Raw genomic sequence first — 22,019 nt, 5'->3', positions numbered from 1 at the left:
CTGATAGACCGGTTGAGCAGGCAAAAATTCCGAAACTGCAGATGGCGGCGCTCTGCGCGCGACGTATTTAGCATAACAGGCGCCAATCCTCCGCAATGATGGCGAACTTGCATCGGTGTGTCGGCGACGGCAAGCTGTCTGGTATTTGAGCGAAGCGGCTTTGATTGTCGGCAAGAAAAACAAAGGAGTGCATACCCTGCCACTCGATTCGGATTTTCAGGGCGTTGCGCCCCCGCCCGGCCTCGGGGTGGCCGAGGCCAGCCTGGCGACCATCCTCGACCGCCTCGATGCGTTGGTGTACGTGGCGGACATGGACAGCCACGAGCTGCTGTACGTCAACGCTTACGGTCGCCAGAAATGGGGTGATTTCCATGGGCGCAGGTGCTGGCAGGTGCTGCAGGACAACCAGGATGGCCCCTGCGGCTTCTGCAGCAATTCCCGGCTGCTGGATGTCGATGGCAAGCCTTCCGGCGTGCATGTCTGGGAATTTCAGAACACCCGCAATGGCCACTGGTATCAATGTCGTGACCAGGCCATCGAATGGACTGACGGGCGCATCGTGCGGCTGGAGATCGCCGCCGACATCACTGATCGCAAGCGCATGGAGCAGGCGCTGGAAAAGGCGGTTGCTCGTGCCGAGGCGCTGGCACGAACCGACGAGCTGACCGGGCTGAACAACCGTCGAGCCTTCTTCGACCTGGGCGAGCGCTTCTGCCGGCGTGCGCGTGCCGGTTATCCGGTCGCTGTGCTGATGTTCGATGTCGATCATTTCAAACATATCAATGACACCCACGGCCATGCTGCCGGCGATGCCTTGCTGCGCGCCATTGGTCAGCGGTTGCCGCCCCTGCTGCGCCCGGGGGATGTCTTGGGTCGCATGGGTGGCGAGGAGTTCGCGGTGCTGCTGCCGGATACGCGCATGCAGCAGGCCTGGGCGATTGCCGAGCGCCTGCGCGCCGATATCGAATCGCTGGTGGTCGAGTGCGAGGGGCGCTCGCTTGGCTGCACCGCAAGCTTTGGCGTGGCGGTGCACGAGCATGAGGCGGTCTGCCTCGATACGTTGCTGGGCGAGGCCGACCAGGCGCTGTTGCAGGCCAAGCGCTCCGGGCGCAATCGTATCCAGACGGCGGCTTGTGCGGAGCCTTCTTAGCGCAGCGACTTGCGCAGCCGCGACAGGGCGCCGACGAAGAAGGCGCTGCCAATCACTGCCAGCGCCAGCAGCTGCGGCCAGACGATGTTGATCCCGGCGCCGCGAAACAGGATCGCCTGGGCCAGTTCGACGAAGTGTGTGGTCGGTGCCGCCAGCATGATGTGCTGCACTGCCTCCGGCATGCTTTCGCGCGGGGTCATGCCGCCGGAAAGGATCTGCAGCGGAATCAGCACCAGGATGATCAGCAGGCCCAGCTGCGGCATCGAGCGCGCCAGGGTGCCGAAGAAGATGCCGATGGAGGTGGTGGCGAACAGGTGCAAAGCGGCGCCGCCCATGAACAGCAGGATCGAACCCTGGATCGGCACCTGCAGCCAGCCTTCGACGACGAGGCGCAGGGCGAAGGCTGAGGCCAGCAGCACCACCAGCCCCATCGACCAGACCTTGGCCGACATGATCTCGAAGGGCGTCACCGGCATCACCAGCAGGTGTTCGATGGTGCCGTGCTCGCGCTCGCGGATCAGCGCGGCGCCGGTGAGGATGATCGAGAGCATGGTGATCTGGTTGATCACTTCGTTCACCGCGCCGAACCAGGCGCGCAGCAGGTTCGGGTTGAAGGCCGTGTGCACCACCGCCCGCACGGGATAGGCATCGACCTGGCGGTAGCGGCTGAGAAATTCCGCGACTTCGGCCGTGATGATCTGCTGGATGTGCCCGGCGCCGGTGAAGGCCTGGCTGATCTGGGTGGCGTCGACATTGAGCTGGATACTCGGCTGGCGCCCGGCGAGCAGGTCCTGCTGGAAGTTCGGCGGGATATTCAGCGTGAAGGTGTAGCGCGCGGCGTCCATGCCGCTGTCCATCGCGGCCAGGTCAATGGCTTTGGGTGGCAGGAAATAGGGCAGCTGGAAGGCGTTGACGATACGCGTCGAAGCCTGCGACTGGTCTTCGTCGATGATGCCGATGGTGGCGCGGTGCGGTGCCTCGGGCACGCCGGTGGCGCTGGAGTAGATACCCAGCGTGAAGGCGTAGACGATCAGCAACAGCAGCGCCGGGTCGCGGTACAGGCTGCGCAGCTCCTTGATGCCCAGTTGCAGGATGTTGGAAAGCTTCCTCATTTCACTTCTCCTGCTTTTTCAGGCCGGCGACGCTGAACAGGGTCAGCAGCGGAATCGCCAGCAGCAGGGGAATGAAATAGGGATACAGCTCCGCCAGCCCAAGGGATTTGGAGAACACGCCGCGGCTGATGATCAGGAAGTGACTGGTGGGGTAGATATTGCCGATGAAGGCGCTAGCGCCCTCCATGGCAGAGATCGGATGCATCAGGCCGGAAAACTGTACCGCCGGCACCAGGGTGGCGATGGCGGTGCCGAAGATGGCTGCGATCTGGCTGTTGAGGATTGACGACATCAGCAGGCCCAGCGCAGTGGCGCAGATGACATAGAGCAGCGCACCGAGCGTCAGCGTCAGCAGGCTGCCCTTGACCGGCACGCCGAAGACCAGCACCGCCAGCGCCACCAGCATGAAGAAATTGATCATGCCCAGGGCGATATAGGGCAGTTGCTTGCCGAGCAGGAATTCCAGGCGCGTCACCGGTGTGACGTAGAGGTTGGTGATCGACCCCAGCTCCTTCTCACGCACCACGCCGAGGGCGGTGAGCATCGCCGGGATCAGCATCAGCAGCAGCGGAATCACCGCCGGCACCATCGCTGGCAGGCTCTGTACGTCCGGGTTGTAGCGGTAGCGCAGGGCGATATCCACCGGGCTGCCAGCCTCGTGGCCGGCCTCGCGCGCCAGTTGCTGCAGGTAGCTCAGGTGGATGCCCTGTACGTAGCCCTTGATGGTGTCGGCGCGCATGGGCATTGCGCCGTCGATCCAGAAGCCCACTTCAGGCGGGTTGCCGCGTTTCAGGTCGCGTCCGAAATTCGGTGGGATTTCCACCGCCAGGCTGATCTGGCCGCTACGCATGCGCTGCTCCAGTTCGCCATAGTCGTGCAGCGGCGCGCGTTCGCTGAAGTAACGTGAGCCGGCGATGTTCTGCACATAGGCCTGGCTGGTGGTGGTCTGGTCGCGGTCGAGCACCGCGAAGCTGAGGTTTTCCACGTCCATGTTGATGCCGTAGCCCATGATGAACATCAGCATCAGGGTGCCCAGCATGGCCAGGGTGGCGCGAATCGGGTCGCGGCGCAGCTCCATCGCTTCGCGTCCGCTGTAGCTGAGCAGGCGTTGCAGGCTGAAGCGTGATTGCCGTGCGGCGGCATCGCTGGCGATCGGTTCGGCCTGGAGCGTCTGCGGCGTGGCATTGGTGGCTGGCCCTTCGCCGGTGGCGTCTTCCAGATAGGCGATAAAGGTCTGTTCCAGCGTCGGCAGGCCGCGCTTGGCCATCAGCGCGCGGGGCGAGTCGCTGTCGAGTACGCGCCCGGCATGCATCATCGACATGCGGTCGCAGCGCAGCGCCTCGTTCATGAAGTGGGTGGAGATGAAGATGGTCACGCCATCATCGCGTGACAGCCGGATCAGCAGCGCCCAGAAACCGTCGCGTGCCACCGGATCGACGCCGGAAGTAGGCTCGTCGAGGATCAGGATTTCCGGTTTGTGGATCACCGCCACCGCCAATGACAGACGCTGACGGACACCCAGCGGCAGATCGTTGGGCAGGCTGTCGGCGACCGACTCCAGGCCGAAACGCGTCAGCATCTCGCGTATCCGCTCGGCATGCTGGTTTCTGGGGATGTGGAACAGCCGTGCGTGCAGTTCAAGGTTCTGCACGACGCTCAACTCGCCATACAGCGAGAAGGCCTGCGACATGTAGCCGACCCGGCGGCGGGTGTCGATATCGCGCGGGTCCACCGGCTGGCCGAACAGGAAGGCCTCGCCCTCGCTGGCGGGCAACAGACCGGTGAGCATCTTCATGGTGGTGGTCTTGCCGCAGCCGTTGGAGCCGAGAAAGCCGAAGATTTCCCCGCGCTCGATGCGAAAGCTCACCTTGTCCACCGCGACGAAATCGCCGAAACGCAGGGTCAGGTCGTGGGCCTCGATGGCGCTTTCCGGCTCGCCGCCGGCCTGCTGGCGCGGCGGAATCACCAGCGCGCGGTGGTCGCGGCGCTTTTCTTCCGGCAGCAGGGCGATGAAGGCGGCTTCCAGATCATCGCTGCCGGTACGGTTCAGCAGTTCGGCGGGAGTGCCGGTGGCCAGCATGCGACCTTCGTCCATGGCCACCAGCCAGTCGAAGCGTTGCGCCTCGTCCATGTAGGCGGTGGCTACCAGCACGCTCATCTGTGGGCGATTCTGGCGAATGCGGGCGATCAGTTCCCAGAACTGGTTGCGCGCCAGCGGGTCGACGCCAGTGGTGGGCTCATCGAGGATCAGCAGGTCGGGGTCGTGGATCAGCGCGCAGCACAGGCCGAGCTTCTGTTTCATGCCGCCGGAGAGCTTGCCCGCCGGGCGTTCGGTGAAGGCGGCCAGGCCGGTACTGTGGGTGAGGTCGGCGATGCGCCGCTGGCGCTCCTCGGCATCCTGGCCGAACAGCCGGCCGAAGAAGTCCAGGTTCTCGAATACGGTGAGGGTCGGGTAGAGATTCTTGCCCAGGCCCTGCGGCATGTAGGCGATGCGCGGACAGACCCGGCGGCGATGCGCGGCATCGGCCATGTCGCCGTCCAGCACCTGCACCCGGCCCTGCTGCAGCCGTCGCGCACCGGCGATCAGCGCCAGCAGGCTGGACTTGCCGACGCCATCCGGGCCGATCAGGCCGACCATGCAGCCTGCCGGCAACGCCAGGCTCAGGTCGTCGAGAGCAAGGGTTCTGCCGTAGCGCAGGGTCAGGTTTGCGACCTGCGCCACTGGCGTTGCGTCCGGCGTCATGGCGCTACGTTGACGCGCAGGTGTTCGGGCCATTCGGCATCGGCGTCGAGCTTGAGGTAGGCCATGCCGGGCAGGCCGGTCTTGACCTGGTCCATGTGCTTGCTCAGCAGTTCGGGATCGAGCCGTGCCTTGACCCGGAACATCAGCTTCTCGCGCTCGCTCTCGGTCTCGACGGTCTTGGGCGTGAACTGCGCGACGCTGGCCACGTAGCTGACCTTGGCCGGGATTACGTATTGCGGCGCCGCATCGATCACCAGATGCACGTCGGCGCCGATGGCGACGCGGCCCGCTTGTCGCTCTGGCAGAAAGAAGGTCATGTAGACATCGGCCAGATCGACCAGGTTGAGCAACTTGCCGCCGGCACCCAGCACCTCGCCGGGCTGGGTCACACGGTACTGCACGCGGGCGACGCGATCGCTCTTCAGCTCGCTGTCACGGATATCCGCCTGCAGCCGGGCGACGCTGGCCTGGGCCGCTTCGACCGCCGATTGCGCCTCGATCACCTGAGATTTCGCCGCGGCAATCCCTGCCTCTGCCGACAGCACCTGCGAGCGTGCCGCCGCCAGGGCGGCCTGGGCGCTCTGCATCGCCGCCAGATCATCATCGAGCTGCTGGCGTGCCATGGCGTTGCGCGCCACCAGGGTTTCGGTGCGCTGGTGGCGCTTCTGCGCGGCGGTCAGTTCGGCGCGGCGCTGATGCACCACAGCCTCGGCGGTGGCCTTCTCGCTTTCGCGCATGGCGACCATGGACTGCGCAGTGAGGATGGCATTCTCGGCCTGGCGCACCTGGGCGCGGGCCTGGTTGAGTTGCGCCAGCAGCACCTCGGTATCCATGCGTGCGAGCACCTGGCCCGGCTGGACGAAGTCGCCCTCATCGACATTGATTTCCAGCACGCGCCCGGCCAGCTTGGTCGCCACGTCGATCTCGGTGGCCTCGATGCGTCCGTTGCCGCTGGCGAAGCTATCGCCCAGGCCGCTGGGGCGCAGTTCGTTCCAGATCAGCACGGCGATGACGGCGATAACGCCGCCGATGGCCAGAAACCTGAGGATTCGTGCCTGGTTCATGATCACTCCGCTTGGCCTGATGGTCGGACCCATTGTGCAGCAGGGCCGACAGCGGCATGTTCATCTGGATCAATTTCGGTGCACTCCATGAACATTCTGCGAGCCCTGGTTGCGAGCCGGCTCGGTCCGGGGTGCGCCGGTCGTTATCGGGTCAGCTTGCGTGCCTGCTCGAAGGTCCAGTCGAGCAGTTCGCGGCTCAGGTCGTCACTGGCCCGGCCAAAGGCCTCGACCACGCTTTCGACGCTGGGATCGGCGCTGGGCTGGCGAATCTCGAAGCGACGGTTGCCCAGGGTCTGGTGGTTGTGCTGGCTGACAAGGCGCACATCGAGGCGGATCACCACCTGCGGCGCGCCATCGACGTAGACGCTCTGGAAGGCGCGCAGGTCGCTGTGCAGGGCCAGATCGGCGGGCAGGTTGTCGTCCTCGTTGCTCACCGAAGGCATGCGACCGTCATGCTGGAAGGCTTCGATCAGGCGGTCGCGCAGCAGCGCGGGCGCGGCATCGCTCCAACGCGCGCCCTGGTAGGCGCTGATCTCGTTGCCTTGTGGGACCACGGCAATGCGTGGGCTGGACAGAATGCGGCTGGCTTGCGGCGTATTGATGCGCAGTGCGTATGGCTGCGCCTGTTGCTCGACCGGCGTCGGTGCCAGGTCGCTGGTCGGCAGCAGGAAGATCCGCAGCGGTTCGGGCGAAGGCAGTATCGAGCAGGCCGAAAGCAACGCCAGGAATCCGCCCAGCAGGACGAGGCGAGAAGGTGAGTGAAGTCGAATGCTCATGGGGTGAACTCCTGCAGTCTTTCACGTCCGAGCAGGAAGCCGCTCGGGTTGTCTTCCAGGCGCTGGGTGACGCGGCGCAGGGCGCCGAGGGTGCTGCGCAGCTCGTTGATCGCCGGCCCCAGTTCGTTGAAACCCTGCAGGCCGTTGTTCAGCGCGCCCTCGTTCTCGGTCAGGAGCTGGTCGAGGCGGGCGGTGCTGCGATTCAGGGCATTCATCGATTGCGCGGCGCTGTCGAGGACGCTGCGGCCCTGGTCGTCGAGCAGGCCGTTGGCGTTGTGCGCCAGGCTGGAAAGCTCGCTCATCAGGCCATTGGCCTGCTGGCTGAGCTGGCCGAACTGCTCCAGTGCGCGGCCAATGTCGCCGCGCTGCTCGGACAGCACGCTGGTGGCCTGTTCCAGGTGTTCCAGGGTACGCGACAGGCGCGTGGTGTTTTCCTCGGAGAAGATCTGGTTGGCGCTGAGCAGCAGGTTGTTGATGTTGCTCATCAGGTCTTCACCGTTTTCCAGCAGTGCGCTGAGCGAGGAGGGGTCGGCGATGATCAGCGGCGGATCGTCACGCGAGCCTTCCAGGCGCGGGCTTTCCGGCGTACCGCCGTGCAGCTGGATGACCATGCTGCCGGTGATGTTGGCCAGCGCCAGACGCGCCTGGGTGTCGGTCTTGATCGGTGTGCCGCCATATACGCGAATACGGGCGCGGACCTTGCGCGGGTCCTCGGGGTCGAGCCACAGCTCGGTGACGTCACCGACCTTGATGCCGCTGTATTCAACCGAGTTGCCTGTGGACAGGCCGCTGACCGCCTGCCTGAAGCCGACGTCGTAATAGCTGTATTCGCGGTCCATGCTCGACTTGCCCAGCCAGAGGGCGAAGAGCAGCGCGCAACCGACCGCGATCACGGTGAAGAGTCCGATCAGGACATGATGGGCACGGGTTTCCATTTCAACTCTCCAACTTTTGCGCGGCATCCTGCGCGGCGCGGCCACGTGGGCCGTGAAAATATTCGCGAATCCAGGCGTCGTCGGTGGCGGCGACGGCGGACAATGTATCGACCACCAGCACACGTTTCTGCGACAGCACCGCGACGCGGTCGCAGATGGTGTAGAGCGTATCCAGATCGTGGGTCACGAGGAACACGCTCAGGCCCAGGGCGTCGCGCAGGGTCAGGATCAGCTGGTCGAAGGCCGCCGCGCCGATGGGGTCGAGGCCGGCGGTGGGCTCGTCGAGAAACAGCACCTCCGGGTCCAGCGCCAGCGCACGGGCCAGGGCGGCGCGCTTGACCATGCCGCCGGACAGCTCGTCGGGGTATTTGCAGGCGGCGTCGGGCGGCAGACCGGCCAGGGCCAGTTTCTGCCGGGCCAGGTGTTCGGCATCGGCGCGCTTGAGCCCGGCGTGCTCGATCAGCGGCAGAGCGACGTTTTCCTGCAGGTTCAGCGAGGTGAACAGGGCGCCGCGCTGGAACAGCACGCCGAAGCGCCGCTCGATCTGCGAACGGCGCCGGGTAGGCAGTTTCAGCAGGTTTTCACCGAAAACCGTGACGCTGCCGGCGTTGGGCTGGCGCAGGCCGACGATGCTGCGCAGCAACACCGACTTGCCGGTGCCGGAGCCGCCGACCACACCGAGGATTTCTCCGCGGCGGATGTCCAGGTCGAGGTTGACGTGCACCGCCTGACTGCCGAAACGGTTGACCAGGCCTCTGACCTGAATGACGGGTTCGTCCGCTTTCACCAGCCCATCTCCATGAAGAACAGTGCGGCGACGGCATCGATCAGGATCACCATGAAGATCGACTGCACCACGCTGGAGGTGGTGTGCTCGCCCACCGACTGTGCGCTGCCGCTGGCCTTGAAGCCTTCCAGGCAGCCGATCACGGCGATCAGGAAGGCGAATACCGGCGCCTTGCCCAGGCCGACCAGGAAATGGCTGATGGAAATGTCGCGCTGCAGGATGTTGAAGAACATCGCCGGCGAGATATCCAGCGCCAGCGAGCACACCACCAGCCCGCCGATGATGCCGCTGAGCATGCCGATGAAGGTCAGGATCGGCAGGGTGATCAGCATCGCCAGCACCCTGGGCAGCACCAGCAGCTCGATGGGGCTCAGGCCGATGGCGCGGATAGCGTCGATTTCCTCGTTGGCCTTCATCGCGCCGATCTGCGCGGCGAAGGCGCTGGCGGTGCGCCCGGCGAGCAGGATCGCCGCGAGCAGCACGCCGAACTCGCGCAGGAAGGAAAAGGCTACCAGGTTGACCGTGTAGATGGTCGCGCCGAAATCGGCCAGCACCGTGGCGCCGAGAAAGGCCACCACCGCGCCGACCAGGAAGGTCAGCAGCGCGACGATGGGGATAGCGTCCAGGCCGGTCTGCTCGATATGCGCGACCAGCGCCGTGATACGCCAGCGCCGGGGATTCCAGAAACTGCTGAAGAGGGTCTGCAGGGTCAGGCCGATAAAGCCGAGCAGGGCGCGTTGCTGGTTCCAGAGCCCGGCCAGGGTGCCGCCGATATGCGCCAGAACATCGGCCAGGCCGTTGGTTTTAGGCGCCAGGCTGGCCGGCGGCTGGTCCATGGCGCTGGCCAGGGTGCGCAGCAGCGCCTGGCGCTCGAGGGGCAACTGTGGCGCCCATTCATCCAGCTGTGCGATGCGCGCCGGGCCGAGCAGCTCCACCAGCAGCCCGGCGCCGGCGGTATCCAGCTCGCCCAGCCCGTCGAGATCGACTGCTTGTGCGTCATCGAGCGGCGGCGCGGCTCGCTCGATCTCGCGCTTGAGCGCGGCGTAGTGGGCGAGTGTCCAGTCGCCGAGAATCGACAGTCGCGTCGGTTGCCCTGGGTCTGCAGGTTGGCGCTGAAGCTGGCCAGGTAGCGAAGGCGGTTGCGGCATCGAAAAGGCGGTCTCTGAAGGCGTCGAGCTGATCCTAGCAGCTTGGCACACCGGGAGTCTTTGCGCTTTGTAGCCTGCCGGTGTCTGCGGTTTGCGTAGGGTGTCGTGAGCCGACAGGGTAGCGATCAGCGTTTGGGCCTGATGGTGGCGGCGGCACCGGCGGAGGCAACGATGATGGCGGCCACTGCCAGCCATTGCCCCCAGAGCAGCCGCTCGCCGAGAAACGCCAGACCGCATAGCGCGGCGACGGCGGGCTCCAGGCTCATCAGGATGCTGAAGGTGCGTGCCGGCAGGCGGGTCAGGGCGATCATTTCCAGGCTATAGGGCAGTGCCGAAGAGAGCACCGCGACGCCCAGTGCGATGGGCAGCAGATCCACCGACAGCAGATCGCCACCGGCATGCCAGACGCCTATGGGCAGCACCAGCAGGGCGGCGATCCAGGTGCCGAGGGCGACGGTGTGGCGACCATGTTCGGTGCCTGCCTTCTGCCCGAAGATGATGTACAGCGCCCAGCACACGCCAGCGCCGAGTGCCAGGGCCGCGCCGCCGGGGTCGATGGCATGCTGCGTGGCGCCGGTTGGCAGCAACATCCACAAGCCGCTGATGGCCAGAATGACCCAAATGAAATCCAGCAGGCGGCGCGACGAAAACAGCGCCAGGGCCAGCGGGCCGGTGAACTCCAGGGCGACCGCGATGCCGAGGGGAATGCTCTGCAGCGACATGTAGAACATCAGGTTCATGCCGCCCAGCGCCAGGCCATAGGCCAGCAGGGGCCGGCATTTGCGCAGGTCCAGCCGTGCTCGCCAGGGTTGCATCACCAGCGACAGAATGATTGCCCCGAGTACCAGGCGCAGGGCCGTGGCCCCTTCGGCGCCAACCAGCGCGAACAGGTTCTTGGCCAGGGATGCGCCGCTCTGGATCGAAACCATGGCCACCACCAGCAGAGCGATGGGGGCGAGAAGGGCGCTGAGTGGCATGAGGCTGTCCTGATCGGTTTAAAAAAGGGACGGGTTTACCATGACCATGTCCCTGTTGGCTGTTACGGATGGACGTCCCCCTGTAAGAACGGGCCATGCCCGCGAACAAAGCTCACGCTTCGGTGCGGAATCACTGCGCGGGCATGGATTCCCCCTCCTGAGGACTTGCAGAACGCAGCTGCACTTCGGGCAATACTATTGGGACATGGCCTTTCCTGTTGACCAAGCCCTTTTCCCTTCTGTTCTCGGCATTATCGCCCGAGCCTTGGGGGCAGGGCGCGCCGGGATGTTGCCGGCACGTCGAGTGCATGTCGCGGGATGAAACTATCGCGGGCATTCGACCTCAATAGCGGGCAGCATCGACATGCAGACGGGCGAGGGGCTGATCGCCGGCGGCCTCGTCAGTATCCTTGTCCTGTTTTCCGGACTTTTAGCCATCAACCATAGCGAGCCTCCGCTTTGCCCCTGTATTTCTTCCGTATAGTGCCCTTCCTCGTCGTACTGGCGGTCATTCTGTTCAGCGGGCTGAAGCCCGAGCCGGTGCCGCAGGTATTCGAGCAGCAGGACAAGCTGCATCACCTGCTCGGCTTCGCCGCGCTGATGTTTACCCTGCGCCTAGCGTTCCCGCAATGGCGGGTGCTCTGGGCAATAACGGCGAGCCTCTCCGCCGCCGTACTGATCGAGCTGGCGCAGAGCCTGTTGCCCAATCGCTGGGCTTCGTTGGGCGATATGCTGGCCAATACGCTTGGCGTGCTGTTGGGCTGGGGCTGTTCGCACCTGGCGTACCAGTGGTATCTGCAGCGTATCGGTGTCGTGACCGATGCGGATGCGGATGCGCAGGAACGGGCAGAGCCTTTGCAAGGCGCGAGCCGGCACTGAAAAGTGAGCCCTCATACCTCGTAGGGCCGAACTCGTTCGGCCTTTGCCGATCCGTGGCTGAATGCATTCGACCCTACGAGTAGCCCGCGAACGGCTCATCAGGCCGCGCCGGCCCTCCGCTGTGTCTGCTGGCCTCGGCTGTGGGCGATGGGGTCGATCACCTCGAAGACGTCTTGCCACATCTGCCGCGACTGCTGCTTGAGCTGGCCGGCGCGGGACTGGATCAGCGTTCTGACCTGCTCATGCTGGTCCGTCACCAGATCGAGCTTGCGTCTGATCTGCGTGCTATCACTGGTGACCTCGATCAGCCCGTCCGGGAAACCGTAGTCCTCGAACAGCATCTGGTACTTGTGGCTCCAGCCGGTGGCCAGCGCCGGGACGCCCTGAGACAGTGCGCTGACCAGGCCGTGGAAGCGGCTGCCGAGGGTGCCGCTGCAGGCGCCGAGGATGCCCTTGATCTCCAGTGCGCCGCTTTCACGAATGATGTTGATGCCACCCACCGCCGCCGACAGTTGTTCCGCCAGGCGCAGGTCGTTCTGGCCTTCGTGAACCAGCACGAAAGGCCGGGCACCCTTTTCCTGCAGATAGCGGGTGCATTCGATCAGGAACGGCAGGTAGGCATCGCGTGTGGCCTGATCGGTCTTGTCCAGCATGCGGCAGTTGGGAACGATGCAGAAGCGGTTCTGCTCGGCATCGAAGTTTGCTGGCAATACGCCGCTGATCAGGTTGGTGAAGTCGGGGTACAGGCGGATGTTGTCCCGCTCGCCCACCAGTTGGGTCAGGTGTTCGTAGGAAATGCGTTCGCGCGGGAAGAGCAGGTCGACATGTTCGACCACGTTCTGCATCGCCGTGCGGATCTTCTCCGTACTGAATGGCCCCAGCGCCTGCGGCAGCAGGATCACGCGGGTGCCGTGCTTCGCCCAGCGCCTGGCCGACTGCGCCAGCTCGATGCTCGGCTCGTCGCCCCACTGGTCGCTGTAGGCGAAGCCGGCAGCGTCGATCACCACGTCGACTTCCTTGTCCAGTACCACGCCGTACATCTCGCGCAACGGGCGTGGCGCAAGCGTTGCCAGGCTGCCCCACTGGATGCCGTAGCGCCACAGCGAGGCCTTGGGATAGAAACCTAGCTGCACCAGCTTGCGGAACGGGTGGTCGGATTTCTCGGTGGTCGGGGCCATGACGAAAGTGGCGTCGGGGTAACGGGCCTTGAGTTGCTGCTGAGCGGCATGCAGCATCAGCTCGGCGCCTTTATTGACGAAGCCTGCCTTTCTGATCTCGATAATCATCATTTACCTCAGTTGAAAACAATCAGGTCTTGCTCGGTCTTCTTGTCCGAATAGGGGATCCCTCCAGTGGGGTCGGCGTAGCCCACCGCCAGCAGCATCACGGTGCGCTCGTGGTAGGCCAGGCCGAGTTTGTCTGCCAGCAGTCGTTCCTTTTCCTCGATGTCCGGCCAGTTGATCGGGCAGGTGGACAGGCCGATGGTCTCGAACGCCAGCATCAGTTGCATTGCCGCCAGCGAGCCGTCGATATAGATGACATGGCGGTCGCGTGCTTCGGGATAGGCGCCCAGGTCACCCACCACGGCGATCACGCAGGGCAGATTGTGGTGAAAGCCGCCGGTGCCGCTGGCGCAGTGGGCGACTTCGGCGGCCTTGTGCGGATCGTTGCTGACATGGAAGCGAAACGGCTGGCGGTTGCAGGCCGAGGGCGCCAGGCTGGCGGCCCGTACCGCCTGCTCGATCAGTTCCTGGGGGACCAACCGGTCCTGATACCAGCGCACCGAGCGCCGCCGCTGGAACAGCACCAGCAACTGTTCGTAGCTGATCGGGCAGGGCGGCAGCTGGTTGTGCGGATAGGGCACGCACTGGCCGGGTTCGTCCGGGCTTGGGGCGCGGGCGAAGATACCCTTTGCCGTATCGATGCGCGGCGTGCTTTCGACTGCGGCGAAGTAGGCGCCGAGCACGTCCCCGGCCCAGCGGCGCTGGCCATCGAAGGTTCCGCTCCGGGTGGCCCCGGCGTAGCAGTGAACCGTTTCGCCGATGTAATCCTCGGCGAACGTGCCGCGTCGTGGACGCATGATCAGGCCTTTCTCCAGGCGATGCACATTGCGCCGAAGCAAGGCGTCGTTCTCACCCTGACGGCGCAGCAGCCGGGCGTACTGCAGGCGTCCGAGCAGCACCGCACGGTGCTCGCGATCGAACTCGCGGCTGAGAAAGCAGTAGTACAGCGAAGCCAGAAAGCCATTTCCCGAACACAGCCGGACCAGCCCCAGGCGGACATTGTCGCGGGTGGCTTTGAGTGCTGATTTGATCGGCTCGGGCAGGATTCGGGCGAGGGACTTGAGGCTCATCGGATGGCTCCTGCGGTACTGAATGCATAGCGCAAAGGGCTGAAGAATGATTTGGTCATCATGTAGAACACAGGGCGGGTCTTCGGATGCGCCAGCAGGGCGATCCAGGACGCGATGGCGTAAGACATGACGGTCGCCAGTGCCGCACCTTCGCCGCCGTAGCGTGGAATCAGCAGCAGGTTGAGGCCGATATTGGCCAGCGCGCCCAGCCCCTGGGTGATCAGAGAAAACATCAGTGCGCCCTCGATCAGAATCCAGCGACTGAACAGCGCGCGCATGAAGATGAACACGCCGCCCCAGACATGAATGACCAGTATCGAGGCCGATTGTTGGTATTCGGCGCCGAACAGCAGCGAAATCAGCGGCTCGGCCACCAGCGTGACCAGGATGGCGACCGCCATGGCGAGGATGAACAGCATGTCGAACAGCTGCTGGAAACGCAGGTTGAAGCGCTTGGCATCGCTTGCGTGCAGCTTGATCAGCCGGGGAAAGAAGGATGCGACGATGGCCGTGGGCAGGAAATACCAGGCCTCCGACAGCTGTGTGGCGACGGCGTAAACCCCTACCGCCTCGGCTCCGGTCATCCACTTGAGCATGACCTGGTCGATCTTCATGTAGATCACCGCGAAGATCGAACCGAGATAAATGATCCAGCCCTGGCTGAGCAGCTCCTTGGCCTTGGCGAAGCTGGCCGTCCAGCTCGTCAGCGAGAGCCGCGTGGTGCCCTTGTAGAGCAGCGCCAGCAGCAGCGCGGCGAACAGGAACTGCGCGGCATGGGCGAAGGCGAAGGCCATGACACCGGCACCGGAGAGGATCAGCAGCAGCTTGATACCGGCGGCCAGCAGCATCGCGCCGGACTTGGCGATGGCCGGATACTTGGCCTGCACCTGCGACTGGAACCAGTACTCCACCACGTCGAAGGTCTGGAAGAAGATCGCCGAGGCGACGATCAAGAGCATCCAGAACGCGGTCCCGCCGATATCCTCGAACAGCAGCGCATAGAGCAGAACCAGGCCGAAGCCGAGGGTCATGCCGGATAGTTTCAGGACAAAGGTAGTACCCAGGGTTTCCGGGATAATGTCCGGCTTGCGCACTACCTCGCGCACCACCAGCCCGGCCAGTCCCATGTGCCCGGCGGAGGCGAAGATGGCCGTCATGGCAATCGCGTAGGAAAGCATGCCGAACTGCTCCGGCCCCAGATAGCGCGCCAGCAATACGGCCATGACAAAACCCACGCCGATGTGCAGCAGCCGCTCCGCCATCATCCACGAAGCGTTGAACAGGTAGAGCCTGACCTTGTTGAAAAGGGTTCGTACTACAGACATCCGGTTGCCCGGCTCCTTACGGCTGGCTCCGCGCTGAAAGGCGGCGACGCACAGCTGACCCCCTTTAGCACGGCATGTTCCGGCGTGCATTCGAACCGGATGTGTCTCCGCCGTCCGCCTGAAACTAAGCTGTCCAACGGCCATCAGCGCCCGGGCCGCGCACGCAAAGGGCTGCCGCAATGGGCGTGTCTGGCCAAGCACGAGGAAAGTGTGATCTCAGGGTTCGACAGGCGGTGAGGTGCCAGCCCTGTAAGTGCGCTGGTATGGGTCAATATCTGTTGGTGTTTCACTGCAATTCGCATCGAAACCTCAACCGGGCCAGAGTTGCTGCTGGCCCACCCCATAAACGAAAAAGGCCCACCTTGCGGTGAGCCTTTTTCGTTGTTTTGTATGGTGCCGGCACCAAGAGTCGAACTCGGGACCTACTGATTACAAGTCAGTATTACACACCTTTTATCAACAGCCTGCGTGGAAAATATTTCCATGCAAGAGTTCTTTTAAATGCCTGAATTAGCTAGGGATTAGCGTAATTACTGGCTTTCGTGGGTGAATATACGCGCTGTTCAATAAGTAGTCAAATCCCTACCCCAACCCTACCCCAAGGACTATAATCCCTACCCCAACCCTACCCCAAAAACGGTCAGGATTTCGGTATGAACACGCGCGTCGCCATGAATGAGCACACCCTCAAACGGCTTAAATTTGACCCGCAAAAAGGCCGTGTAGAATACCTCGATCCCCCCATGCCAGGGCACGGTACTTTTGGTGTGCGGGTCAACAAGACATGCAAAAGTTTCATCTTCCTGTACAGCTTTCATAACCATCCGCGGCGCCTGACGCTGGGCAATTACCCCGATTTGTCACTCGCCGAGGCCCGCGCCAAGGCGGCGCAGGCCGCTGAACTGCTCAAGCAGGGGATCGATCCCGGGCAGAAGAAGATTGTCGAGTTGGTCGAGTACCGTACGAGCCCGACTTTTGAGGAGGCCGTTGAAAGCTATCTGGACTGGGCCCGGGCCAACAAGAAGTCGTGGCGTGAGGATGAGCGCATGCTGCGCACTGAGTTTGTACCCCACCTGGGCAGGGCCAAAATCGGTGATGTCAGGCGCAAACAGGTGGTGGCGTTGCTCGATGACAAGGCCAAGACCGCCCCGGTGCAGGCCAACCGTCTGCTGGCCGTGATCCGCAAAATGTTCAACTTCTGCGTCGAACGCGAGATTCTCGATGCCACACCTCTGGTGCAGATCAAGAAGGTGGCCAAGGAAACGCCGCGCGAACGCAGTCTCAATCGGCACGAACTGGTGTGGTTTCTGCACCAGTTGGCCGGAGCCTCGCTGACTCAAAACACGCGCTTTGCTCTGTTGCTGAGTCTGATGCTGGCGCAGCGCTCGGGGCGCATCGTGGCCATGCGCTGGGTCGACTTTGACCTCGATGACCGGATCTGGGATCGCAGTGGCAAGTTCGAGAAGAACAACAACCCCATTGCCATTCCGCTCTCGGACGATGTGTTGAACATTCTGAATTACCTGCGTGAGCGGCAGATTCAGAAAGTGATGGCGGCAGACCCTGCGCGTTGGGCTGACAGCAAAACGTTGCCCAGTCCTGGGCAGTATGTGTTTCCTGGACGGTGGCCTGCTAAGCCGCAGACGCAGCCTTCGCTCAATCGCGCGATGCGCCGTTTCTACGATGACTATGTGAAGGATTCAGATCGCGTCGAAGAAGAGGGTCTGCTGCGAGTTGCCGATGGCTATCCGCGTCCAACCGTGCATGACTTGCGTCGCACGGCGACCACGCACATGTCCAAGCATGGCTTGGGTAAGGAGGTGCGCAGTCGCATCCTCAACCACACAGATTTGTCGGTGGATGCGATCTATGACCGCTATGCCTACTTTGAAGAAAAGGCAGTGGCTCTCCAAGGGTGGCATACCTATCTGAAGGGGTTGCTGCAGAAGGAGTTTGGTGACGTGGATTGGGTTGAGTTCTACGGGCGGCGTATGGAGGCCCAGGTGCCAGACGAGGAGGGCGATGCGTGAGATTGGCCTCTGGGCCCGGGCGTGCTGATCCCGGGCCCAGACGGCGATGGCGCTGAGGAGGGGGCTAGCGCGCGTCAATCGGTCCGAGCTGGCGGGTCATCTCCGCGATCACAATGCTGACGATGGCGCGCAGCAAGCGCATCTCTCCGGCCAGTGTCGCTTTCAGTGTCGGGCGCTGTGCGGTCAGTACGCTGTTTTCCTGCGCCACTTCTGCCAACAACTGCTTTGCCTGTGTCGAAACTTTACTCACCAAGCGAGTGATCGCTGTGCGGGCTGTTCCGGGTTTGATGCCCATCACCTCGGCAGCGGCCAGCAGCAAGGCCGGGGTCACCTGGTTCAGATGCGCTTCGCCCTCGATGGGCCAGGCCAGGGTGACGGCCTGTGGCCAGGTGTCTTTGTCGAACGCGCGGGTGCCGTAGACCGACATGCACAGCAGGTCGTAGAACGGTGCCAGGCGGACTTTGGCACCGTAGGTCAGGAAACTGAGGTTTTTCAGGTGCGCGTCTTCGTTGCCGACCAGTACGTTGAACACCAGCCACTCGAACAGGGCCAAGCGGGCTACCGCCGCCGGGGCGCAGAGTGCGGCCACCTCGGCCAGTCGGGTGACACTGCCGGCGCTGTACTTGAACTCCCGTGACAGCCCCAGCAACTGGCAGGTATCCAGGCAGTGCTGGCGTTGCCAGTGCCCGGCATCGTGGGTGCGGTCAAAGCGCGCCACCAGATAGACCGGTTCCGGGACATACAGGCGCGTCACTTCGGGCACAGCCAGACCGACACGTTTGGCTAGGGTCATCACGAACCATTCGTTGATGACGGAGTGGGCCCAGGCCCGGTCCGGGTGATCGGGTTTCAGAATGTGCGTCGAGGGACTGGAGCCCTCCGGGTCGAACAAGGTGCCGTTCCGGTAGATGACCGCCATCTTGTGCTGCGCTCCGGCCAGCGACATCTTTTTTGCCGAGCGATAGGCCAGCGGTACCTGCGGCATCTGCTGGATACGCTGGGACAGCTCCTCGTAGGGCAGAGGTTTTTCGCTGCCGTTGGCGGGGCGGGTATCGGGCGGTAGCAAGGTGAGTGAACCGGCGGACTCGGCCCCGTATACCTGCAGCAAGGCAAAGGCATCTTCTACGTTGGCAGCCGAGGCTTTGGCGAGGAGGGCGCGTTGCCCCTCTTCCGGTAGGAGGTTGTCGAAATACCACTGTACCGGACGGTGGGAGGCGCCGTCGAGGTGTTCCTCGGGTTGCAGGGGCAAGCCCGGGCACACCGCGAAGGCACTGTTACTGGCCAGCCACGCAGGAGCATAACCGAACGCCCACAGCCCATTCTGCTCGCGGATGTAGCCCACAAGTGCGTCGTTGATCCAGACGTTCAGGGTGCGCGGGGTCATGTGCGTTCACCTTGGGGCGACTTCACTTGCGCCGTAGCGGACGGTGCCGCCTGCTGCTCGCGGCGTTTGGCGAGGGTGGCTTGGGTGTCCTGGGCATACGGTTCCGGCACCTCTACCGAGACGGTCAGGCCCAGCTCCTGAATCACCTGGAAGAGTTTTCCCCATTGCACGGTCTCGCCGCCGCGCTCGACCTTGCCGAGAAAGTTTTCGCTTACGCCGATGCTGCCCGCCGCATCGTCCTGGCGCATGCGCATGGCCTTTCGGCTGGCGCGGATGATTTCGCCGAGGTCGGCAGGGGACTCAATGTCGAATTTCATAAATCCTCACAAGTGAGCGGTTTTATGGCTGGTGTAAGGCCATAGGATAAAATTCCGCATGTTCGTAAGGATTTTATATGCTTCGTGCTGATCTGCAACATAATCCTCGCATTCATGAGGATTTATACGAGATGTGGGCAGAGCGGTTCGCGGTAGAGAAGAAGGCTGTAAATGCTATTGGGCCGGAAGGGGTGACGGCTTGTAGGCGCTGGTGCCGAATAGATCCACGTGCCGACGCAAGACTGACCTACCTTTGAGTGGCAAGAATCAAGCACAGACAATGGGTCGCAAGAAATCGGACGGGGCAGTGCCATCTCGGTAACTGGGTCAATTCGGCATCAGCGCCAACAATGATCCTTCTGGACTTCAATGCGGTTAGCCGCAAAGTCGGATTGAGTCGTAAAACTATCTACTGCCGTATCCGAGAGGGTGACTTCCCGAGGCAGGTGAAGATAGGCCGAGCAAGCCGCTGGCTTCAGCATGAGGTTGACGACTGGATAACCAGCGCCGCTGCAGCGAGATAGAAAGAGGCCGGTCAAATGACCGGCATTTTTATGCCTGCGTGGAGCTTAGGATTTTCAGTTCTAGTGTATCCGTCCGGCCAACACACCTTCCTGGTCCCGACGCCAAAGGCGATGGTGTCCACCTGATTTAAGTAGACACCATTTCTAGCCTTTTAAGCGGGTCTTTCATGCAGCCACAACGCCGTTCCTACTCCAAATCCTTCAAGGCCCAGATCATTCAAGAGTGCGCCCAGCCCGGGGCCTCGATTGCCAGCGTTGCGCTGAGCCACAGTAAGCGTCCGGCCAAGTCACCTTCCGAACTCCAGCATTAAGGACGATGGTGTCCGCGTATTTTTAAGCGGACGCGATAGCCCTTATCGCCGGGATTTCCATGCGCCAACGAAGCTCTTACCCCAAACCGTTCAAGGCCCAGGTTGTTCAGGAGTGCCTGCAACCCGGTGCGACCGTTTCCAGCGTTGCCATCCGCCACGGCATCAATGCCAACGTCATTCGCAAGTGGCTACCGCTTTATCGAGATCAACTGCCAGCGGCGTTGCCGGCGTTCGTTCCTGCGAGAGTTACGCCAAAACGACCAGTTGAACCAGCTGTGATTATCGAGCTACCGCTGGGCGAGCAATCGATCACAGTGAAATGGCCAGCCTCCGATCCTGAAGGATGCGTCCGCTTTGTCCGGGGGCTCGCCCAGTGATCCGTATCGATAGTATCTGGCTCGCCACCGAACCGATGGACATGCGCGCCGGCACCGAGACCGCGTTGGCCCGTGTGATTGCGGTGTTCGGTGCGGCGAAGCCGCACTGTGCCTATCTCTTCGCAAATCGCCGCGCCAACCGCATGAAAGTCCTGGTGCATGACGGCGTGGGTATCTGGCTGGCCGCGCGGCGATTGAACCAAGGCAAGTTTCACTGGCCAGGCATCCGCCACGGCTCGGAAGTTGAACTCGACGCAGAGCAACTTCAGGCGTTGGTACTGGGGGTGCCCTGGCAGCGGGTCGGTGCGGGCGGCGCGATCACAGTGCTGTAGCACCGGCCATTAGCCCAACGGTGTATCTGCGCAGAGCGTCTGCTCTGGCACAATCAGCAGCATGAACTCCTCGCCCAATCTCGACCAACTGACAGCTGAGCAACTGCGCACACTGGCCGCGCAGTTGCTGACGCAGGTCGACGTGATGGGCAAGAAAATCCACCGTGATCAAACCATCATTGAGCAGCTCACACACGAAATCGCTTGGTACAAACGGCACAAGTTTGCTAAGCGTAGCGAGCAACTGAGCCCTGACCAGGGCAGCTTGCTGGACGACCTGCTCGACACTGACATCGCCGCCATCGAGGCGGAGCTGAAAGCCGTCAATCCCCCGGTTGCTCCAGCCGAACCCCGCCAACAGCCCAAGCGCACACCGCTGCCGGCACAATTTCCGCGCACCGTGATCCGCCACGAACCGGAGAACACCCAATGCGCCTGCGGCTGCCAGCTGCAACGCATCGGTGAAGACATCAGCGAAAAGCTGGATTACACGCCGGGCGTGTTCACCGTCGAACAGCATGTGCGTGGGAAATGGGCCTGTCGCCAGTGCGAAACACTGATCCAGGCCCCCGTGCCGGCCCAGGTGATCGACAAGGGCATCCCCACCGCCGGCCTTCTGGCTCACGTGATGGTGGCCAAATTCGCCGACCACTTGCCGCTATATCGGCAAGAGAAAATCTTTGGCCGTGCCGGCCTGGCCATCGCTCGCTCGACACTGGCGCAGTGGGTCGGACAAACCGGCGTGCAGCTCCAGCCGCTAGTCGATGCCCTGCGTGAAGCCGTGCTGGCCCAACGCGTGATCCACGCTGACGAAAACCCGGTGCAAATGCTCACCCCAGGCGAGAAGAAAACCCATCGGGCTTACGTCTGGGCCTACAGCACCACCCCCTTCGCCGATCTGAAGGCCGTGGTGTACGACTTCAATCCCAGCCGTGCCGGCGAGCATGCGCGCAATTTTCTTGGCCAGTGGAATGGCAAGCTGGTCTGCGACGACTTCGCTGGCTACAAGGCCAGCTTCGAGCAAGGCATTACCGAAATTGGCTGCATGGCCCACGCCCGCCGCAAGTTCTTCGATCTGCACGCTGCAAACAAAAGCCAGTTGGCCGAACAAGCACTGCACGCGATGGGCAGCTTGTACGAAATCGAACGGCAAGCACGGGACATGAGCGATGAAGAACGCTGGCGAATACGACAGGAAAAGGCTTCACCGATCCTCGATACACGGCTGACTGGATGCTGGCCCAGCGTGATCTTGTGCCCAACGGATCGGCCACGGCGAAAGCCTTGGATTACAGCCTTAAACGCTGGCAGGCACTGACTCGCTATGTCGAGGATGGTGCTGTGCCCATTGACAATAACCAGGTCGAGGTGCGACACGAAGTCGCTTAATGAAGTTGTTCCCCTTGGTGGGAACCACCCGTGTCACCGGGTGAATCTAGAAGGCTGAATCAAGAGCGCCTTCGACAATGGAACGAGGCATCGCAAGGTGCGGGGT

The 22,019-nt window shown here is 62.9% G+C and carries 20 protein-coding genes, 1 tRNA gene and 1 pseudogene; 8 read left to right on the top strand and 14 right to left on the bottom strand.

Annotated features, from left to right (window positions below):
- The first annotated feature begins 187 nt into the window (after positions 1-187).
- Complete coding sequence (locus G7020_RS11810; RefSeq protein WP_219852664.1) at positions 188-1,150, top strand: diguanylate cyclase; 963 nt, start codon at positions 188-190, stop codon at positions 1,148-1,150.
- On the opposite strand, the gene G7020_RS11805 is transcribed toward G7020_RS11810, so the two are convergent.
- From G7020_RS11805 to rhtA, 8 genes are all read right to left on the bottom strand, one after another.
- Positions 1,147-2,262 carry an ABC transporter permease gene (locus G7020_RS11805; protein WP_181084603.1) on the bottom strand — a complete coding sequence of 372 codons (1,116 nt, stop codon included), beginning with the start codon at positions 2,260-2,262 and terminating at the stop codon, positions 1,147-1,149. The genes G7020_RS11810 and G7020_RS11805 overlap by 4 nt on opposite strands.
- Before the next feature lies 1 nt (position 2,263).
- Positions 2,264-5,005 (bottom strand): ribosome-associated ATPase/putative transporter RbbA, encoded by a 2,742-nt coding sequence (gene rbbA, locus G7020_RS11800; protein WP_181084768.1) that lies wholly within the window; start codon positions 5,003-5,005, stop codon positions 2,264-2,266.
- A complete protein-coding gene (locus G7020_RS11795; RefSeq protein ID WP_181084601.1) occupies positions 5,002-6,069 on the bottom strand; it encodes an HlyD family secretion protein in 1,068 nt (355 codons plus the stop codon). The genes rbbA and G7020_RS11795 overlap by 4 nt, the downstream gene beginning before the upstream one ends.
- Positions 6,070-6,212: 143 nt before the next feature.
- Positions 6,213-6,845, bottom strand: coding sequence for an ABC-type transport auxiliary lipoprotein family protein (locus G7020_RS11790; protein WP_181084599.1), 633 nt, complete (start codon positions 6,843-6,845; stop codon positions 6,213-6,215).
- Positions 6,842-7,780 (bottom strand): MlaD family protein, encoded by a 939-nt coding sequence (locus G7020_RS11785; RefSeq protein WP_181084597.1) that lies wholly within the window; start codon positions 7,778-7,780, stop codon positions 6,842-6,844. Before G7020_RS11785 ends, G7020_RS11790 begins: the two co-directional genes overlap by 4 nt.
- A 1-nt stretch (position 7,781) precedes the next feature.
- Positions 7,782-8,567 (bottom strand): ATP-binding cassette domain-containing protein, encoded by a 786-nt coding sequence (locus G7020_RS11780; protein WP_181084595.1) that lies wholly within the window; start codon positions 8,565-8,567, stop codon positions 7,782-7,784.
- Positions 8,564-9,715 carry an ABC transporter permease gene (locus tag G7020_RS11775; protein ID WP_181084593.1) on the bottom strand — a complete coding sequence of 384 codons (1,152 nt, stop codon included), beginning with the start codon at positions 9,713-9,715 and terminating at the stop codon, positions 8,564-8,566. Before G7020_RS11775 ends, G7020_RS11780 begins: the two co-directional genes overlap by 4 nt.
- A gap of 125 nt (positions 9,716-9,840) precedes the next feature.
- The gene (rhtA, locus tag G7020_RS11770; protein WP_181084591.1) at positions 9,841-10,692 is read right to left on the bottom strand and encodes a threonine/homoserine exporter RhtA; all 852 of its coding nucleotides are present in this window, start codon (positions 10,690-10,692) and stop codon (positions 9,841-9,843) included.
- A 465-nt stretch (positions 10,693-11,157) separates the two neighbouring features.
- On the opposite strand from rhtA, the gene G7020_RS11765 reads away from it, so the two are divergent.
- Positions 11,158-11,571 carry a VanZ family protein gene (locus tag G7020_RS11765; RefSeq protein ID WP_181084765.1) on the top strand — a complete coding sequence of 138 codons (414 nt, stop codon included), beginning with the start codon at positions 11,158-11,160 and terminating at the stop codon, positions 11,569-11,571.
- A 98-nt stretch (positions 11,572-11,669) separates the two neighbouring features.
- Here G7020_RS11765 and G7020_RS11760 read toward each other — a convergent pair whose 3' ends face one another.
- The 4 genes from G7020_RS11760 to G7020_RS11745 all read right to left on the bottom strand — a co-directional run bounded on the left by G7020_RS11760 (position 11,670) and on the right by G7020_RS11745 (position 15,717).
- Positions 11,670-12,860, bottom strand: coding sequence for a polysaccharide pyruvyl transferase family protein (locus tag G7020_RS11760; protein ID WP_258189317.1), 1,191 nt, complete (start codon positions 12,858-12,860; stop codon positions 11,670-11,672).
- 5 nt (positions 12,861-12,865) lie between these two features.
- Entirely contained in the window at positions 12,866-13,924 is a 1,059-nt protein-coding gene (locus G7020_RS11755) for a nitroreductase family protein (protein ID WP_181084589.1), read from the bottom strand.
- Positions 13,921-15,249, bottom strand: coding sequence for a flippase (locus G7020_RS11750; protein WP_181084587.1), 1,329 nt, complete (start codon positions 15,247-15,249; stop codon positions 13,921-13,923). The genes G7020_RS11755 and G7020_RS11750 overlap by 4 nt, the downstream gene beginning before the upstream one ends.
- A 391-nt stretch (positions 15,250-15,640) precedes the next feature.
- Positions 15,641-15,717, bottom strand: a tRNA-Ser gene (locus tag G7020_RS11745).
- A gap of 185 nt (positions 15,718-15,902) precedes the next feature.
- Between G7020_RS11745 and G7020_RS11740 the strand changes: the two genes are divergently transcribed.
- Entirely contained in the window at positions 15,903-17,279 is a 1,377-nt protein-coding gene (locus tag G7020_RS11740; protein WP_003464301.1) for a tyrosine-type recombinase/integrase, read from the top strand.
- 64 nt (positions 17,280-17,343) lie between these two features.
- Here the strand turns inward: G7020_RS11740 and G7020_RS11735 are convergent, their stop codons facing one another.
- Together G7020_RS11735 and G7020_RS11730 are read right to left on the bottom strand one after the other, a co-directional pair.
- Positions 17,344-18,663 carry a HipA domain-containing protein gene (locus tag G7020_RS11735; RefSeq protein ID WP_003464299.1) on the bottom strand — a complete coding sequence of 440 codons (1,320 nt, stop codon included), beginning with the start codon at positions 18,661-18,663 and terminating at the stop codon, positions 17,344-17,346.
- On the bottom strand, positions 18,660-18,980 hold the full coding sequence (locus G7020_RS11730; RefSeq protein WP_003464297.1) for a helix-turn-helix domain-containing protein: 321 nt from the start codon (positions 18,978-18,980) through the stop codon (positions 18,660-18,662). Before G7020_RS11730 ends, G7020_RS11735 begins: the two co-directional genes overlap by 4 nt.
- A gap of 350 nt (positions 18,981-19,330) precedes the next feature.
- Here G7020_RS11730 and G7020_RS11725 point away from each other — a divergent pair, with 350 nt between their 5' ends.
- The 5 genes and pseudogenes from G7020_RS11725 to tnpC all read left to right on the top strand — a co-directional run.
- The gene (locus tag G7020_RS11725; RefSeq protein ID WP_082065062.1) at positions 19,331-19,504 is read left to right on the top strand and encodes a helix-turn-helix transcriptional regulator; all 174 of its coding nucleotides are present in this window, start codon (positions 19,331-19,333) and stop codon (positions 19,502-19,504) included.
- 167 nt (positions 19,505-19,671) lie between these two features.
- Positions 19,672-19,815: a transposase gene (locus G7020_RS11720; RefSeq protein ID WP_003464286.1), complete on the top strand. Its 144-nt coding sequence runs from the start codon at positions 19,672-19,674 to the stop codon at positions 19,813-19,815.
- A 59-nt stretch (positions 19,816-19,874) separates the two neighbouring features.
- A complete protein-coding gene (gene tnpA / locus G7020_RS11715) occupies positions 19,875-20,192 on the top strand; it encodes an IS66-like element accessory protein TnpA (protein WP_003464284.1) in 318 nt (105 codons plus the stop codon).
- On the top strand, positions 20,189-20,524 hold the full coding sequence (gene tnpB, locus G7020_RS24050) for an IS66 family insertion sequence element accessory protein TnpB (protein ID WP_003464281.1): 336 nt from the start codon (positions 20,189-20,191) through the stop codon (positions 20,522-20,524). The genes tnpA and tnpB overlap by 4 nt, the downstream gene beginning before the upstream one ends.
- Before the next feature lie 61 nt (positions 20,525-20,585).
- Positions 20,586-21,892, top strand: a pseudogene (gene tnpC, locus G7020_RS11705) (IS66 family transposase); the annotation flags it as partial.
- Between the last annotated feature and the right edge of the window lie 127 nt (positions 21,893-22,019).

Origin of the sequence: Stutzerimonas stutzeri (genome assembly GCF_013522825.1) — a bacterium.
Classification (GTDB): Bacteria; Pseudomonadota; Gammaproteobacteria; order Pseudomonadales; family Pseudomonadaceae; genus Stutzerimonas; species Stutzerimonas stutzeri_AK.
The sequence above is the reverse complement of the archived record's forward strand: the minus strand, read 5'-3'. Positions and strand labels throughout refer to the sequence as shown.